The 17426-nt window shown below is 43.6% G+C and carries 11 protein-coding genes; 5 read left to right on the top strand and 6 right to left on the bottom strand.

Annotation, left to right across the window (positions count from 1 at the left end; translation table 11 throughout):
• Positions 1-8: 8 nt before the first annotated feature.
• Entirely contained in the window at positions 9-1544 is a 1536-nt protein-coding gene (locus L8106_RS09750; protein ID WP_009784103.1) for a hypothetical protein, read from the top strand.
• On the opposite strand, the gene L8106_RS34425 is transcribed toward L8106_RS09750, so the two are convergent.
• Entirely contained in the window at positions 1541-2326 is a 786-nt protein-coding gene (locus L8106_RS34425; protein WP_009784102.1) for a globin domain-containing protein, read from the bottom strand. The genes L8106_RS09750 and L8106_RS34425 overlap by 4 nt on opposite strands.
• Positions 2327-2487: 161 nt before the next feature.
• Between L8106_RS34425 and L8106_RS09740 the strand changes: the two genes are divergently transcribed.
• On the top strand, positions 2488-3174 hold the full coding sequence (locus L8106_RS09740; protein WP_009784101.1) for a Crp/Fnr family transcriptional regulator: 687 nt from the start codon (positions 2488-2490) through the stop codon (positions 3172-3174).
• A 364-nt stretch (positions 3175-3538) separates the two neighbouring features.
• Here L8106_RS09740 and L8106_RS09735 read toward each other — a convergent pair whose 3' ends face one another.
• Together L8106_RS09735 and L8106_RS09730 are read right to left on the bottom strand one after the other, a co-directional pair.
• On the bottom strand, positions 3539-5671 hold the full coding sequence (locus L8106_RS09735) for a pentapeptide repeat-containing protein (protein ID WP_009784100.1): 2133 nt from the start codon (positions 5669-5671) through the stop codon (positions 3539-3541).
• A gap of 36 nt (positions 5672-5707) precedes the next feature.
• Complete coding sequence (locus tag L8106_RS09730; RefSeq protein WP_009784099.1) at positions 5708-6034, bottom strand: hypothetical protein; 327 nt, start codon at positions 6032-6034, stop codon at positions 5708-5710.
• Between the two features lie 282 nt (positions 6035-6316).
• Here L8106_RS09730 and L8106_RS09725 point away from each other — a divergent pair, with 282 nt between their 5' ends.
• Positions 6317-6730 (top strand): hypothetical protein, encoded by a 414-nt coding sequence (locus L8106_RS09725; RefSeq protein WP_009784098.1) that lies wholly within the window; start codon positions 6317-6319, stop codon positions 6728-6730.
• Positions 6731-6934: 204 nt separating this feature from the next.
• Here the strand turns inward: L8106_RS09725 and L8106_RS09720 are convergent, their stop codons facing one another.
• Positions 6935-8890 carry a heavy metal translocating P-type ATPase gene (locus L8106_RS09720; RefSeq protein WP_009784097.1) on the bottom strand — a complete coding sequence of 652 codons (1956 nt, stop codon included), beginning with the start codon at positions 8888-8890 and terminating at the stop codon, positions 6935-6937.
• A 774-nt stretch (positions 8891-9664) separates the two neighbouring features.
• Here L8106_RS09720 and L8106_RS09715 point away from each other — a divergent pair.
• Positions 9665-10942 carry a hypothetical protein gene (locus tag L8106_RS09715; RefSeq protein ID WP_009784096.1) on the top strand — a complete coding sequence of 426 codons (1278 nt, stop codon included), beginning with the start codon at positions 9665-9667 and terminating at the stop codon, positions 10940-10942.
• Between the two features lie 184 nt (positions 10943-11126).
• Positions 11127-11717, top strand: a complete 591-nt coding sequence (locus L8106_RS09710) for a TIGR04376 family protein (protein ID WP_009784095.1) — start codon at positions 11127-11129, stop codon at positions 11715-11717.
• Between the two features lie 485 nt (positions 11718-12202).
• Here L8106_RS09710 and L8106_RS09705 read toward each other — a convergent pair whose 3' ends face one another.
• Together L8106_RS09705 and L8106_RS09700 are read right to left on the bottom strand one after the other, a co-directional pair.
• The gene (locus tag L8106_RS09705; RefSeq protein WP_009784094.1) at positions 12203-15661 is read right to left on the bottom strand and encodes a cadherin-like domain-containing protein; all 3459 of its coding nucleotides are present in this window, start codon (positions 15659-15661) and stop codon (positions 12203-12205) included.
• 93 nt (positions 15662-15754) lie between these two features.
• Positions 15755-16849: a TIGR03032 family protein gene (locus L8106_RS09700; protein ID WP_009784093.1), complete on the bottom strand. Its 1095-nt coding sequence runs from the start codon at positions 16847-16849 to the stop codon at positions 15755-15757.
• Positions 16850-17426 lie beyond the last annotated feature (577 nt).

Here is a 17426-nt window from a genome sequence, read left to right as displayed (position 1 = left end):
AATAAACCATGACTAAAACTGTATTTAAGCCTTTGAGAGAATTTAATCCTCAACTTTTACGAGAACTAAAAGGTCGCCTAAAATCTCGTAATATTATCCTCACTGTTGCTCTTTCTCTCCTTGCTCAAATTGGGGCTGTTCACGCTTTAAAGTATGAGTGGTTTGATATTTTTCTGGTTCTGAGTTTAGGTGCAATGACGGCGGTTTTAGCTATCGGAACCTTTATGTTAGTGAGCGATTTAGACGAAGAAGAACAACGAGGAACCTTAGATTTTATCCGACTCACACCCCAATCTGCGACTCATATTTTTATCGGTAAATTGTTGGGTGTTCCTTGTCTCTTATATCTCGCAATTGCTTTAGCCCTTCCCTTACAGTTTTGGTCTGGATTGCTTGGTGATTTTAGTTTTATAGATATATTAGGATTTGATGTTATCCTAATTTTTCGATGCGTTTTTGTGTTAAGTTTAGCCCTGTTTTTTGGGTTAATCAAGGGTAGTATAGTCGGTTTAAAACCCTGGCTAGCAAGTGCATTTGTGCTGTTTTGTTTATTTGTTTTTTTGATAATATTTCCGACAGAACCCACTCTAAATAATGGATGGGATGCCATTAAACTCTTTTCTCCTTCTCCCCTGTTGCCTTATTTTTTATCTGAATCCCCTCAACAACATATTTTTGACAAAACCGTTCTATATTACATCACAGAACTACACAGACTGCGTTGGTTTTATCTCCCTATCGGTGCAAATGCTTTGAATTTAAGCTTGTTTTATCTTGCTAATTATATTGTTTGGACTCGACTCACTTTCCAAGGAATTCAGCGTCTTTTTCATAATCCGATTTCCACACCAATGAGCAAACGACAGAGTTATGTAATTACAGCCTGCTTTACTATTCTTTGTCTAGGGTTCTCGATACAAAACTTTGGATTCATCAATTATCAACTCTTACTTGCTCAAAATCTCTTGTTCTTTTTTGGGTTAATTGCTGTCCTTTCTCCCCACCGCTTAACCCTTAAAGACTGGATACAAGACTCAGTAAAATTGACTCAAAAAACAGATTTAATTTCAGATTTAGTTTGGGGCGAAAAAAGCCCGGCGATTATCGCTATTGCTATTAACCTGCTAATTGTTTCAGTTCCAATTGCTTTAATAACACTTTTAACGGTTGATTCTTTTGCAGAAAAAAATATACTGTTATTCGGATTATTTTTGAATGCCAGTTTCATTCTACTCTGTGCAAGTTTAGCACAACTGATGTTGTTGATGAAAAGCCGTAGACGAACATTATGGACAACTGGCATTCTCAGCACTATCGTTATTTTACCCCCAATCGTCTTTAATGTTTTGCAAATTTATCCCCGTGAACAACCCCTACTTTTCCTATTTTCTGCACTCTTTTTTGCAGGATTTGAACGAATAGATTTAGCTTCTCTCTTGTTGGCTTTTGTCAGCCAAAGCTTAATATTAGCCGTCTTAAATTTGCAATTTGTTCGTCAGGTAAAAACGATAGGCAAATCTTCATCTAAACTCCTAGTCTCTTAGGCATCTTGTTCATAGATTTGATGTTCTCGCTTGATGAACACTTCTGCTAAAAGTTGATAAGCTTCTTTCCAAGCTGCCATGACTTCATCTGTTGCAACTTCACCCAAAATATCTTTCATCGCCTGTAACAAACTCTCTCCAACCATAGAATATTGTTCCGGTTGAACATGGGTTTGAACATGACGATGAGCAACTTTTTCAATCATTGATTTTAAGGCTTCTAAATCATCAATATGAGTTGCATAACTGTAAATTGCGTTGGCTAACCGAGCGGGTTGAGAACCATCTTTTTGGTCATTCATATTGAACTGTTCTTTGACTTCAGGATGATTTTCAAACATGATTTCATACATCCTTTTTGTAATTTCCTGACCCTGTTTTTTTAATAAAGGAGCAGTAGATTTGATCAGTTCAATCGTTTGAGGGCTAACATACTTTTTGACTTGGGACTGTTCAGAAAGCGTCAGAACAAAAGCCAGATTTTCATCAGCTTTTAACGCATGGGGAGCCTGAGCAGGCATAAACACAAAAACACCAGAATTTAACGCAATTTCTTCTCCATTTAGAGTTAATTTTCCAGCTCCCTCAATTCCGACAACTGTTGCATTACGAGCCGAAGTATGTTCTTCAATTTCTGTCCCTTTTGCTAAACAAAATAGCGTGTATTGACAGTTCTCATCCTTGAGAATAACTTTGCTTAAAATTCCTTTTTCGGGATATTCAATCAAATCTTGTAAATGAGTATTGTAGGCAGTGTTAGGTGTTGCAATTGTATTCGCCATGATTTTTTTCCTGTGTGTTGTTTGTTGGCTTTTATCGCTCAATCTCAAAAGATTTGCATTTCTACTAAACTTTATGTTATTCTCACTGTAGCGAATAATTTTTGCTTTGTACTTGAGCTAGCTCATAAAAAGAATTAAATCTTTCCAACGGTATAGATCCGATGCAAAGTTTAAGGGAATCTTTAGCAAAAATCTCGGTGTTGGATACTCTGGATGCTGATAGTTTTGAACGGCTGCAACCCCACACTCTGATTAAACGTTATCGAAAAGATGAAATTGTTATTTCTGAAGGCGATTGTCTTTCCCCTCAACTTTATGCTTTAATAGAAGGAAGCTTACAAGTCTGGAAAACTGCGATTAATGGTAAAGAAACCTTAGTCAGAATCATTGCTTCTGGTGAAATTTTTGCAGCACCTGCTATTTTTGGGGATGGTATTGCTCCGGCGACGGTTCGCTGTCAAACTGATTCTATTGTATTAACAATTGAACGTGAAGCCTTATTAGAAACCATTCGTGATCAACCGGAAGTCGCCCTCAGAATTATTGAAGTATTCAACCAACGTTTGCAACATCTTCATAATACCCTACATGGCTTAATTTCTGAACGTGCTATTGTGCGAATTGTACGCTTAATTCAATATTATGCAAATCGTTATGGAACCCAAGCGGTTGAGGGTGGAGACTGTTTAAATCTTCATCTTCCCTATGCTCAAATTGCTCGGAGTATTGGGATTACCTATGAAGAATGTTTACGGTTGATGAAAACAATTCAATCAGCCGTTGTCTATCAACGAGGCGGAAAAATTATTATCAAAGATTGGCAAAAGTTAGAAGAAATTGCCAGTTAATATTAAACTTAAAAAAGAATGCTACAGGTGTTTTAAATAACTAACAGTCCCCCTTCTACTCCCATTATCAAAGTCCCCCAGAAATACCCCCAGAATTGGCAGGGCCGTTTCGTTGCCCGAAAACTTGATTTGTGGGGAGGTGGGGAGGTAGGGAGGTAGGGAGGTAGGGAGGATTTTTATTAATAAAAAGCTATTTTTCCTCGGAAAAAACTCCTCTCCCCATCACCCCATCACCCTTTCACCCCATCAACCCCGGCAATTTTTAACTTAGAATGAAACAGCCCTGCCCCAGAATTGGGGGTCACGGGGGCGGGGATTTAGGGGGCAGGGGATTTAGGGGCGTGAGGTGAGAGGGGTGGAGATTCTATTGTTTGCAGTCGGGATGAATAGCGCCTTGATTACAAAGATAACTAATTTGTTCTGAACTCAGGTTTTTACTCCGAGAAAAATTAACTCCTCTCATGCGATTGGATTGAGTATCAATTGCCAAAGGCTCAATAATTGAATCTTGATTATTATCCTCAGGTTGATTGACAAAAAAGACGGCATCTTGGAAATCTACTCCTCTTAAATTTGCCCCTCTCAAACTAACTAAAGTTAAGTCAGCATTTTGTAAATTGGCATTTTTGAGGTTAGCATTTCTAAAATTCGCGCCAGTTAATAATGCCGAACTTAAGTCAGTATTTCTCAAATCGGCTCCCTTTAAATCCGCTCCCGAAAGATCAGCATTTTGTAACTGACTATTTTCTAAATCCGCCTCAATAAACAAAGCGCCTTGAGCATTCATTTCATTAAGACGAGCATTTTTGAGATTCGCTTCCGAGAGATTGGCATTGGCTAAATCAGTACCCGTAAACTTAGCATTATTGAGCTTGGCTTGCTCTAAATTTGCTCCAATTAATTTAGCGCTACTAAAATTTGCTCCCGTTAAATCCGCTTGAGATAAATCCGCTTTATTTAACGTTGCTCTCAGGAGGTTGGCACGTCTCATATTAATATGACTGAGAAAAGCACCTGTGAAGTTAGATCCGGTTAAATCCGCCCCACTCAAGTCAGAAACCCAATCATCAAACGTTTCATAACGACCATCTTCTCCAGGCCCGTAAAAGCTGCTATTTTTAAAGCTAGCATGGGAGAGAATACTACTTCTAAAATTAAACCCCGATAGATCAATTTGATCCAAAATTAATGTAAATTGAGTCGGAGATGTCGTCGATTGACCGAGATCAACACGACTGAGATCAACGTGATGAATATTCCCTTCGTGAACGGTGAGAATTTTGGCGATCGCTCTTTGGGTGGCTTGCTGACGTTGCTCTACAAGCTGTTTATCTTGAGCATTTGCCCCAAATTGCATCGAGTCGAGATCATTTTTCAGGGCTTGATTTAACTGTCGTAAATAGGGCAATGCAATCGGCCCGGTACTGACGAGCGCTTGTTGAGCAGAGTCTAATAATAACGGGTTGCTTTCTTGTCCCAAATAATCCACTAATAACGGAATAGCTCGGGAATCATTCAACGTTCCCAAGGCTAAAATTGCCCCTCGACGTTGAGCCGGATCGGTAGACGCACTGGGCGATAATTTACTCACCAACGCCAGAAATACTTCATTATCTTGGTGTTGAAATTCTCGACGATTGGCTTGATTTTGAATATAAACCTGAGTTCCCACAAACGTCCCCAATACAGCCGCCATACTCGCGCCACTGACAGTTAGTAGGGTAATTCCGGGATGTTGGCGCATCCAAGCCCAAAGATTGAGGGCTATTTTGCCTTGTTTAGAGCGGAAGACAATCGCCCGGACTGCTTCTTGTTCACTACTCCAGTCGTAGCTAGTAAAGGGATTATTCGTCGGTAGTTGTACTTCTCGCACCCGAGTTCCCGCCCAAAGATCATGTCCAGTGCGACCTTGAAAACGTCTGGCGATTAACCCATCGGCTAAGATCATCAAACCGGATAAACCCGTGAGGATAATTAAATTGGGAAAAGCACCCGTGACTCGCCAAATAATATAAGCAATTCCCACTGGAATTCCCCAACGCCCCACACTTTCGCGATAGAAAGCACGCAGCAAGCCAGGAGGGGCGACAGAGTTAGTCTGAATCACTTGTACCGCAAACCAACGTTTGGGCAGAGTTTGTCCTCGTGTCGCCAATAGATAAACCTGCCATCCTCCGACTAATGTTGGAGTCAACAACGCCCCCCACCAGAACAGATTGGTTAAAGGATTCACTTGGGGGTTGCGATCGCGAACAGGTAAACCTAGCGTTGCACCGATCACTTGGCCTGTAGTTCGGAGAACGGGACTGAGAGGAACGTCTGAAGTGCGGTTACACAAGGCACCAATACCATAGGGAACGGCTCCACTGGCGACGACTAATGAAACTTCTACAGCCCAAGCCCCGCACCTACGAACCCACAGGGGAAGCTGTCGGACTTGAATTTGCCAAGACGGATTGGATGGACTGACATCTCTGCTTGCTGTTGGGCTGGTCATAGTTGGGTTGTTGATTTCAAACGGATCTCGCAATCTCTATTTCGAGAATTTGGATGATTTAAAGATTTGGTATCCTATGTACACGATTACACCGACAACTGCAAGACTAATCGCCAAAGAAATTAATTCAGCCAGGGTTCGCAGTAGGGTTAACCCCATCGCCAAACCAACGACAACAATGGCGGCTTGTCCGAGTTTGGGGAGTTCTTTAAACCAGACCAGAAACTGATTATAGAAGGTTTTGACCGTTGAGATGAAATCAGACGGAGATGATTTTTGACTCACGGGTTGAGGTTGCTTGAGTTCGGCTTCTAGCTCCTCTAATCTGCGCTTTACGTGATTATCGTCTTGTGGGTAATTCATAGGATTGTGCTTGATTTAGTTTTAGAGTTCAAGTTCAAAGTGTAAATTTTGGATGGACGGACAAGCTAAATTGGGATCAGTAACGAATGATCTCAGTGGGTTACAGTGATCAGGGGTTCACTTGAAAATTTTAGGAGATTTAAGCACAGACTGTTGAAACAGAAAGTTAAAAAAATCGCTCTTTTTAACCTTTGTCATACCTGACGCGCACAAACTTACCTGCTGAACATTCCTACTGCTTGTATTTTACTAAAGGCGTTGTTGCTATTGAGAGGAGAAGACATGAAGTTACGTTATTTTGCCATTGTCGCACTGACTGTCGCTGTTAATCTCGGATCTACTCATCTCGCCCTTGCAGATCAACAAAGCCTTTCTCCGGGGGCTAATATCACGGCGACGGGAACTTCCGGTGGAGAAAGCAATAGCGGAGATTGTGGTTTTGTAGCGGCCTCTCCCAATCATATCATTGATATTGCTGAAGATTTGCCCTATGTTGCCATCAAGGTACAAACGGACGGAGCGCCGACGTTGTTGATCGAAGGGCCGGCTGGACGCTATTGTGTATTACCAGAAGGAGGAGGTGGAAATTTACTGTTTTCGGGGTATGCTCCTTCTGGGACTTATAACATTTATATTGGCGATCGCGAACAGGGTGAACATCCCTATAATTTATCTATTTTAGGTCGAGCCAACTAACTCTAGAAACACCAAGTCAATTCTACATCTGGGTACGTTTTCTGATGGGCTTCATTCATATTTTTTATCAAGAATACAGAGAAGTCATCAAGTTTTAGGGGGTGAGAATGACTTGAGGTTTAAACTTTCAAACTGATCATCGCCACAGGTTAACCTGATCTTGAGAAAATTGTGTGGAATCAAACCTATTGTATCCGGCTAATTTTAGGATTGAGTCTTTAACACTCGGCTAGCATTTAAAATCGCTAATAACGCCACACCCACATCCGCAAAAACTGCCTCCCATAATGTCGCTATTCCGACTATCCCTAATAGAATAAATACCCCTTTCACCCCCAACGCAAATAAAATATTCTGCCAAACAATTTTGTGGGTTTTTTTGCCAATTTTGATCGCTTCTGCCACTTTAGAAGGTGCATCGGTCATAATCACAATATCAGCTATTTCTATGGCTGCATCTGAACCCAATCCGCCCATTGCTATGCCTACATCTGCCCTCGCAATTACCGGAGCATCATTAATTCCATCCCCCACAAAAGCAACTTTATTCTGGTTTTTTGTTTGATGAAGAATTTGTTCAAAAGCGTCTACTTTGTCTTCAGGTAAAAGTTCGGCTAAATAGCGATCTAAACCTAATTTTTCAGCCACAGCCTGAGCAACTGTTTTATTATCTCCCGTGAGCATTATTGTTTGTTCAATGCCTATTTGTTTGAGGTTGAAAATTGCCTGGGCTGCGTCTTCTTTGAGTTGGTCGGCAATCACGATATAACCCGCATACTGACCATCAACAGCGAGATGAACCACTGTTCCACCGACATCACAAGTATGATGGTTAATATTTTCTCGATGCAAAAGGCGATCATTTCCGGCTAAGATAACCTGATTTTTAACTTTTGCTTTAATTCCATGACCTGCTATTTCTTCATAGTCGCTAACTATTTTATCATCTATCTGTTGACCATAGGCTTCTCGAATTGATTGGGCAATTGGATGATTAGAATGAGATTCGGTATGAGCGGCTAACATGAGTAATTCCGTTTCAGTGAAGCTGTTTTTAGGAACAATTTCACTGACTTTAAACACACCTTGAGTCAGTGTTCCTGTTTTATCAAAGACAACTGTTTTGACCGCAGTTAATGTATCTAAAAAAGTCGCCCCTTTAACCAAAATCCCATTTTTAGCAGCCCCTCCAATTCCCCCAAAATAACCGAGAGGAATACTAATCACTAACCCACAAGGACAAGAAATTACCAATAAAACTAAAGCCCGATAAACCCATTGTTCAGAGGTTGCACCGGGAATAAATAGAGGCGGTAATAGGGCAACAGCAAGAGAAAGAAATACAACAACAGGAGTGTAATATTGAGCAAATTTAGTAATAAATTTCTCGGTTTTAGCTTTTTTGCTGCTAGCATTTTCAACTAAATTGAGAATTTTAGCAATGGAAGATTCACCAAAGTTTTTACTCACTTTTAGGGTTAAAACTCCGGTTGTATTGATCATTCCGGCTAAGACTGTTTCTCCAACTTTAACCTTTCTGGGTACGGGTTCTCCGGTTAAAGCTGAGGTATTAACTTGAGAATTTCCTTCTAAAATTTCTCCATCTAAAGGAATTTTTTCACCCGGTTTAACAAGAATAATATCCCCAACGTTAACGGTTTCTGGAGACACTTGTTGAATAGAATCATTAACTTTTAAATTTGCGGTATCTGGACGAATTTCTAATAGAGATTGAATAGAACGACGAGAACGACTAACCGCTAAGTCTTGAAATAATTCTCCGACTTGATAAAATAGCATGACACCCACAGCTTCGGGGAGTTCGTGAATGGCAATTGCACCCAATGTTGTAATTGTCATCAGGAAGTTTTCATCAAATATTCGACCTTTTAAAATGTTTCTTCCGGCATTACTAAGAACAGTCCAACCACTCAAAAGATAAGCGGGAATAAAAACAAGATATTCACCAATAGAGTAAGGTGTGGCATGAAGTTGTTCTTGAAAAATTAACCCGATTCCTAAGAGAAATACAACACCTAGAATGGGTAAAAGTTCTGTTTTGAGGTCAAACGTTGCGGAATGACTATGGTTGTGTTCGTGACTATGACTGTGATTATGATGACCACTACAGCAGCCGTGAGATTTGGACTGAGTATTCATTGACACTTTTCCTAGAGGTTAAATACATGAACAGTCTTTCATAAGTATTAGCAAAAAAAAGTATTTTCGACAACTATCCTCAAAGATAAAAACTTATTGTTTGATAATTGTAATCATTGTCTTAAAACAAACTAAAGTTGACCGAAAAACAGTGAATCAATTAATTTAACTCTAATCTGGAAGTGTTGGAGATTGACCCATCAGGGGAGACTTGGGGACAAACCCCAATCTTTAAATTCTGTGAAATCAGCCCGGTTTAGGGATTTCATAGTAGAATAAACAGCAACTCATTTATCTGAAATCTTGCGAGAAGACCCCCGCCATAATTAACACGTTGGCGACGGGATGAATCGCGACTAAAAATGATACAATAGAAGTGGTCTTTGACCCACCGACCGACTCGGAACATACAGGCTATACACAACAGAAGTAGGTTTCAAGCCTTGCCGAAGAAAGAGCGGAGATCGGGAAGAAAGCAAGATCACTGGTCTCAAAAAACAAAGCCCAAATCTGCTTTCCTACTTGAATTTTTGAACCCTCGGGAGGAGGGGGATAGCCTGGGTGGTAGATTGTTATACCACGGGAGTAAGTGCGATGCAAACGCATTCTTCAAAACCTCCGGAGACGATGTAAGACCAAAGCTGGAACCTATTTCTGGTAGAGGCAATTGTCAATGAAACAGGAAGCCTACGCCATAAGCGTGCATCGTTGGCGATAGGTACTTCACAATTTTGATCAACCGAGTTAAACGAGCGAGAGGGGGAGTGCAGAGTGATGCCTCAAGAAACAAAAACGATGAATCAGACCATGCCCGCACTGTCAGACGAACAACTTCTCAAAGATCCAGCATCCGTCGAGATCTATGCCGATAAGCTGATGGACGATATCTTTGAGGATGTCGAACGAGTGATCGACGGTGGCGCGAAACTGCCGAAAGATCCGGTAGAACCGGAGTTCATCTCCCTCAAATCAATCAAAGTTCCTCAAATTATTCTGCCGCCCCTGGTACGTCGGGATGGGGAAGATGGGGCGATTGATACTGATGTCAAACTGCGGGACGCCAGTGCAGGAAAAGACCAATCTTTTGATCGGATTTTACTGGGAACCGCTTTTGCATCTTTGCTCGTAACGTTATCGCTATGGGTGGCAACTCGCGGCGGCTTTAGTCGTTTATTCGCGGCGGCGCCGGTGGCAGTTCCAGCAGACAAACCGTTAACCGCCAAAACCCAAGCCGATATAAAATTTGGGAACTATATTGAACGCTCTCTCGCCACGATAGAACAAGACATCCCCCAAACCATTCCTCTGTTACCGCCCTTTCCCGGTACGCCTCCGGTTGAGAACTTACAGTCTATTCCGGTTCCCAGCACAGTTCCCAATCCCAACACCAGTCCTTTGGGGGCTGAAACCAACAACTTGATCGCCGCAATTAACCGAATGGCTGACTCCATTCAAGACGCTTCTGATCGCACGGCGAGACTATCAAACCAGGTGATGCAGACGTTACAACAACAAGCCCAACAGCAAGCCCAACAGCAAGCCCAACCCCAAGCCCAAATCCCCACTCCCACTCCAGGCGGACAAACTTCGGGGACAGTTTCTACACCCGCGACTCAAACGGCTCAAACCCAAGAAACCGAAACCCAACCCGAACCCCAAGCAACTCAACAAGCTGCACCGGAACCTCAACCGGAACCTCAACGACAACCAGCAACGGCTTCTGTGTCTATCCCCACTCCAGCAACAGCCCCCGCAACAGCCCCTGCATCTGAACCTGCATCTGAACCTGCACCTGCGGCAGAACAACAACCCAGTGAAGCTGCTGCCGCAACCACAAACCCAACTCAGGGATCAATTCATACATTAGTGGGAATTCTGGAACTGGGCGATCGCTCGGCAGCTTTGTTTGAAGTCAATGGCGTCGCCCGTCGGGTGTATGTCGGAGAAAGTATTGCCGCCAGTGGGTGGACGTTGGTAGAAGTCGTTAACCAAGAAGCGGTAATTCGTCGCAATGGGGAAGTTCTCACCATCTACGTCGGACAGCAGTTTTAACGCTGCTTCACTATCGAATACAATAAACAATTAAGGGTTATACTATTGATCCCCCCTGCCCCCCTTTGAAAGGGGGGTGGCGAAGCCGGGGGGATCGACGGGGGGTTAGAAACAGCTTTGTTGGGTTGAGGAACGAAACCCAACATTAGCGCTATATTTAAAAGTAGAAATTTGAATTAAAGTTATGGGTTTATTTGATGATTTTAGTCGCTTTTTAGAAACAAGATTAGAGGAATTTTTACGGGCAAATCCTCATCTAGAATTGCAAGCTTTAGAAGAACAACTTCGTGAACAACAAGAAGATACATTGCGTTTAATTGCCGATCTCCAACGTCAGGAAAAAAGTTTACAAGACGAAATTCTTAAAATAGCTCAAGACATTCAACGTTGGCATGAACGAGTAGCCAAAGCCGAAGCCGCCAAACGAGAAGATCTCGCCCAAGCCGCCCGAGAACGAGAAGCAGTATTATTGCGTCAGGGAAATCAACGATGGGGACAAATGCAAGGCACCAAACAACGCATCGAACAATCTAAAGAACTTTATCAGCAAATTAAACAGCGTCGTCAGGAAGTCAGTACCAAAGCCGCAGAAGCCGTTAAAGCCCGCACCCAAACCAAAACCACTCAACAGCAACAACAGTGGGAAACAAAAGCCTGGAATCAGACTCCTAATTATAACAGTTTTAGTGCCGCAGCAGACCCGTTAGAACAAGAATTTAAACGTTGGGAAACCGAAGACGAATTAGAACAATTAAAACGCAACATGAAACAATAAAAGAGGGATATTTCAGACAATGACCGAAAAAATTGGGATACAAGCCCCGTCCTTTAGGACGGCTTTATGTTAAACTTTCTTTTGTGGAAAGGGTAATCAACCACACTAAAAACCCAGTCACCGAAAGGCAACGCACCTTGACGCACTGAAGTTATGGGGTTCCGTACAGGAAAGCTTGTACGCTTATTAGCGCGCAACGCAACAAGTACAGAGAAACCAAGATTTTAGGTTTTGAACTGTAGGGTAGGGCATACCCAAACAGGTTTCTGAAATGGAGCAAAACGCTTGGGGAGAATTCATCTCTGGTGCAGATAGGGCAGCCTATCTGTATTAAATGGACTCGCTGAACCAAGAATCCCCGCCGTTTACGGCGTGGGAGTGTCAAAGAAGAGAGATAGTTACCTCTCTCCCCTATCAATTGAGCTTAATCTCTAAACCCTAACGAAATTACCCGTTCTTTTTTTGGATGAAAATTCCCACTCAACTTAAACAGTCATAAAATCGCTAGAAGTTAAAGTGGTTGTATCGACACCCACCAACGTCGCTAACACTTCCGAAGTCGAAGTTAGGATGATGTTATTACCAGAGAAGCTCAAATCACTGAAACTCAAGCCACCTGCTAACCCAATATCATCAGGATTCGCAAAATCAGTAATCGTATCAGTCCCGTTACCCGCAGCCAAGACAAAAACATCCGGTCCGTTACCACCCGTTAACAGGTCGTTACCGAGGCCTCCATCGAGGATATCTGGGCCGTTGCTATCGTTACCGTTACCCCCGAGGGTATCATCACCATCACTGCCATAGAGTTCGTCTGCACCATTCCCACCAGACATTAAATCATTACCAGCAGTGCCAGTCAGAGTATCTTTGCCATTGCCACCAAAGAAGTTATTGCCCACTGCTACTGTCACACTACCAATATCTGTGGCGATGCCGTCAGAAACGGTGTAATCAAAAGTGGCATTACCACTAAAGCCTGTGGCAGGAGTAAAGACCACATCACCATTAGTATTGAGAGCAACAGCACCGTTAATGGGGTTGCTCACAGCAGTCACCGTGAGGATATCTCCATCTGCATCAGTGTCATTGGCGAGTAAGTCAGCAGCAGGTATGGTCTGAGCTGTATTCTTAGCTGCACTGGCGGTGTCATCCACTGCTACAGGAGGGGTATTATCGGTAACGCCATCAATAGTAACCGTAACAGTTGCCGTATCTGTGCCACCATTGCCATCATCAGTGGTGTAGGTAAAGCTGTCAGTATCTGTGTCACCATCATTGAGGACTTCAAATTGACCGTTGGGGTCGTAATTGTAGGAACCATCGGCATTGAGAGTTAATAATGCACCAGAACCCAGAGTAACTTGAGTACCGACATCCGCAGCTTGACCATTAACTTCAGTCACAGTTAAGGTGTCATTTTCAGCGTCATTATCGTTGGTGAGGATGTTGCCTGTGGTAGCAGTGTCTTCATCAGTAGTTACACTGTCATCAACTGCAACAGGAGCATCATTAACAGCAGTAACGGAGAAAGTCTGAGTTTGTCCAGTTAAGGTATCTGTTCCATCAGTAACATCGTAGTCAAGATTAACTGCACCATTGAAGTCAGCATCAGGGGTGAAGGTATAAGTTCCATCGCCGTTATCAACTAAAGTGCCGTTATCAGCAGTCAAGTTAGCAACAGACAGGGTATCACCATCTACATCACTGAAACCTGTTAACAAGTCAGCAGCAGTAATAGTAATAGCAGTATCTTCAGCAGTATCGCCTAAAGTTGCAGTAGGTGAACCAACAGGAGCATCGTTAACAGCAGTCACAGAGAAAGTCTGAGTTTGTCCAGTTAAGGAAGCTGTTCCATCAGTGACATCGTAGTCAAGATTAACTGCACCATTAAAGTCAGCATCAGGAGTGAAGGTATAAGTTCCATCACCGTTATCTACTAAAGTGCCGTTATCAGCAGTCAAGTTAACAACAGACAGGGTATCACCATCTACATCGCTGAAACCTGTTAACAAGTCAGCAGCAGTAATGATAATAGCTGTATCTTCAGCAGTGTTGCTTAAAGTTGCAGTGGGTGAACCAACAGGAGCGGTATTATCGGTAACACCATCAATAGTAACGGTGGCGGTAGCGCTACTGCTATCCGTTCCATCGGTAACAGTATAGGTGAAACTATCGGTATCTGTTTCCCCATCGTTGAGAGATTCAAATTGACCGTTGGGATCGTAGTCGAACGTGCCGTCAGCATTAACCGTTAACAAGGCGCCCGAAGCCAGTGTAACTTGAGTACCGACATCCGCAGTATTGCCGTTAATTTCTGTGACGATTAAGGGGTCGCCATCGCTGTCGGAGTCGTTGACCAGAACGTTTCCAGAGGTGGCTGTATCTTCGTCTGCACTCACACTGTCATCAACTGCAACCGGGGGAGTATTTGTGGGTGTACTGAAACCAAATACCACATAGCTTTCTCCTGCAAAACTCTGGCCATTGGGGTCGGCACCGTATGCCCCTATAATCAGATCATCAAAGCCATCGCCGTTGACATCCCCCGCACTGCTGACTGAGCCGCCTGAACGGTCACTGCCATCAATGCCATTAATCACAAAACCGTTGCTGCCATCGAGTGTGGATAACTCTAAACTAGGGCTAAACCCACCGCTACTACCAAACACCACATAGCTTTCTCCGGCGTTGCTATTGCCATTGGGGTCGGCACTGGAAGCCCCAATAATCAGATCATCAAAGCCATCGCCGTTGACATCCCCCGCACTGCTGACTGAGAGGCCTGAACGGTCATAGCTATCAATGCCATTAATCACAAAGCCGTTGCTGCCATCGAGGCTTGATAACTCTAAACTGGAGCTAAACCCACTGTCGCTACCAAACACCACATAGCTTTCTCCGGCGTTGCTATTGCCATTGGAGTCGGCATTTCTTGACCCAATAATCAGATCATCAAAGCCATCGCCGTTGACATCCCCCGCACTGCTGACTGAGAAGCCTGATTGGTCATCGGCATCAATGCCATTAATCACAAAACCGTTGCTGCCATTGAGGCTTGATAGCTCTAAAGGGCTAAACCCACTGTCGCTACCAAACACCACATAGCTTTCTCCTGCACTGCTATTGCCATTGGGGTCGGCACCGTTTGCCCCAATAATCAGATCATCAAAGCCATCGCCGTTGACATCCCCCGCACTGCTGACCCAGCGGCCTGAATTGTCAAACTCATCAATGCCATTAATCACAAAGCCGTTGCTGCCATCGAGTGTGGATAGCTCTAAACTGGAGCTAAACCCACTGTCGCTACCAAACACCACATAGCTTTCTCCGGCAAAACTATTGCCATTGGGGTCGGCATAGGATGCCCCAATAATCAGATCATCAAAGCCATCGCCGTTGACATCCCCCGCACTGCTGACACTTCGGCCTGAATAGTCAAACTCATCAATGCCATTAATCACAAAGCCGTTACTGCCATTGAGACCCGAGAGGTCTAAACTGGAGCTAAACCCACCGCTACTACCAAACACCACATAGCTTTCTCCGACATAACGATTGCCATTGAGGGAGGCCTCAGATGCCCCAATAATCACATCATCAAAGCCATCGCCGTTGACATCCCCCGCACTGCTGACTGAGCCGCCTGAAAGGTCATCGGCATCAATGCCATTAATCACAAAACCGTTGCTGCCATTGAGGCTTGATAGCTCTAAACTGGGGCTAAAGCCAACGCTGCTACCAAACACCACATAGCTTTCTCCGGCGCGGCTATTGCCATTGGGGTCGGCACTGGATGACCCAATAATCACATCATCAAAGCCATCACCGTTGACATCCCCCGCACTGCTGACTGAGCCGCCTGAAAAGTCATAGATATCAATGCCATTAATCACAAAGCCGTTGCTACCATTGAGGTCGGATAAGTTGATTGAGCTTGTCATAATTGTATTAACCTTGTTAAGTTTTTTGCTGGAGACGTTTTACAGGAACGTCTCTTTTTTGGTCTGTTGGTCTTGAGGGTTTAAATCATTCCCTCACCTGTCTGGTGACGATTCCCTGATGCCTATCGACACCATGCGTCGGATTTCGTCGCTTTTGAGTCCGATTGCCATTGGTCGCCGCATTTCCGGGATGATGGCCACATCGTAGAGTTCTTCGATGATGCCTTCGATGCGTAAGCTGTGAACCACATCTCCGCTTCTGAGGTCGATAATTGCTAACCCACAGCGGGGTTCGGCTTGTTTTTGGTTTAATTTTTCGTCTAGGTTTAACCCCTGAAAGGTTTTGTTGTGTCTGGGTTTAGAGAGTCCCACGATAGCATAGTTACCGTTCATTGCCAGTCCTCGTCCGTAACCGGGACAAAAGGCAACGGGTTCAAAGGTTCCGGTTTTTAGGTCAACGGTGCCAAATTCTCCGGTTCCTGAGTTGAGTAACCACAATTTGTCTTGATGCCATCGGGGGGAATGGGGCATACTTAACCCACTGACAATAATTTCGTTATTGTCAATGTCCATCACGCATCCGCCATTGTGTCGTTTGTCCCGCCAACCATCTGCCACATCGGACTGACTAACGCTAGTGACGTATTTGGGTTTTCCCTCGACCATCGCCAAACCGTTGAGATGACAACGATCTTCGGCAGCCAGTTTGGAAATAAACGGGGGTTGCCACAGGGGGACAAAGCTGTGGGTAAAACTGACGGTGGCTAGACAACTAAACAGAGTATTAATAAAGATGGGTTGATTGTTCTGTGACGTCACCGGAGAACTCGCAACCGCAACATCGTGGATATCCAAATCTCCGGTAATGTAGCTCATTTGCGGCACGTACAACCCATCGTAGCCATCATAGACTTGTCCCGGTTCGAGGCTATTTTCAAACCGCCACAGTTGATAGAGGCTACTCATATAGAGACTGTTTCCGTTCACGCACAGCCCCATACAGCGTTCAAAGGTGCGTTGGAAAACGGAAAACTGCCCAGTGGTTGGGTTTAAGCCGATGAAAAAGATTTTTCCCGCTTGATAGGTGGTGAAGACGAGACTAAGATGTTGTTCAGCTAACCAAGGGGTAAATTGACGCGATGCAGTGATTTCAAAGGCTGGCGTAGCCGTTGGACTAGGAACATTCATAGATGCTAAAAAAGGTAAGTTTCTGAGGTTTAATCAGAATATTCTTGTAGCAGTAAAGCTGCTTATTTCCCCCTGTTTGATTTTTGACGTACAAAATACTATACATCAATAAAAATTTATATTAACAGCCTGAAATTAAGTTATACAATAACCCCATCGTATTTGTACTGAGTCTTTACAAAGCCTTTACAATTCCAGTGGTTCAAGTTTATATTAGGGGTAATTTTTTAAAAAAGTTGGTGTTTGTAGAGTGAGTTATTGACAGGAAAATCAAAACCGTGTCTTCTTTCAGCTATAGTTCTATGCAAATTGGTTAGGACATTTCTAAATTCTGAAACCCTCTCAGGCGTGTGCATTCCTTGGCGGCTTACAAAGCCGCAGGGTCACACCGCTTTCATAGTCTGCTGTTCCCTGTTCCCTAAGATTGCAAACTAAGTCTCGCCGGAAACCGCGCCCGCCGCAAGGCAAGCGCTGTTCCCTGTTCCCGATTCAAGTAGCGCTATAACCAAGGGGTAAATTGACGCGATGCAGTGATTTCAAACGCTGGCGTAGCCGTTGGGCTAGGAACATTCATAGA

The organism is Lyngbya sp. PCC 8106 (assembly GCF_000169095.1).
Lineage (GTDB): Bacteria > Cyanobacteriota > Cyanobacteriia > Cyanobacteriales > Microcoleaceae > Capilliphycus.
This window is presented reverse-complemented; position numbering and strand designations above follow the sequence as displayed.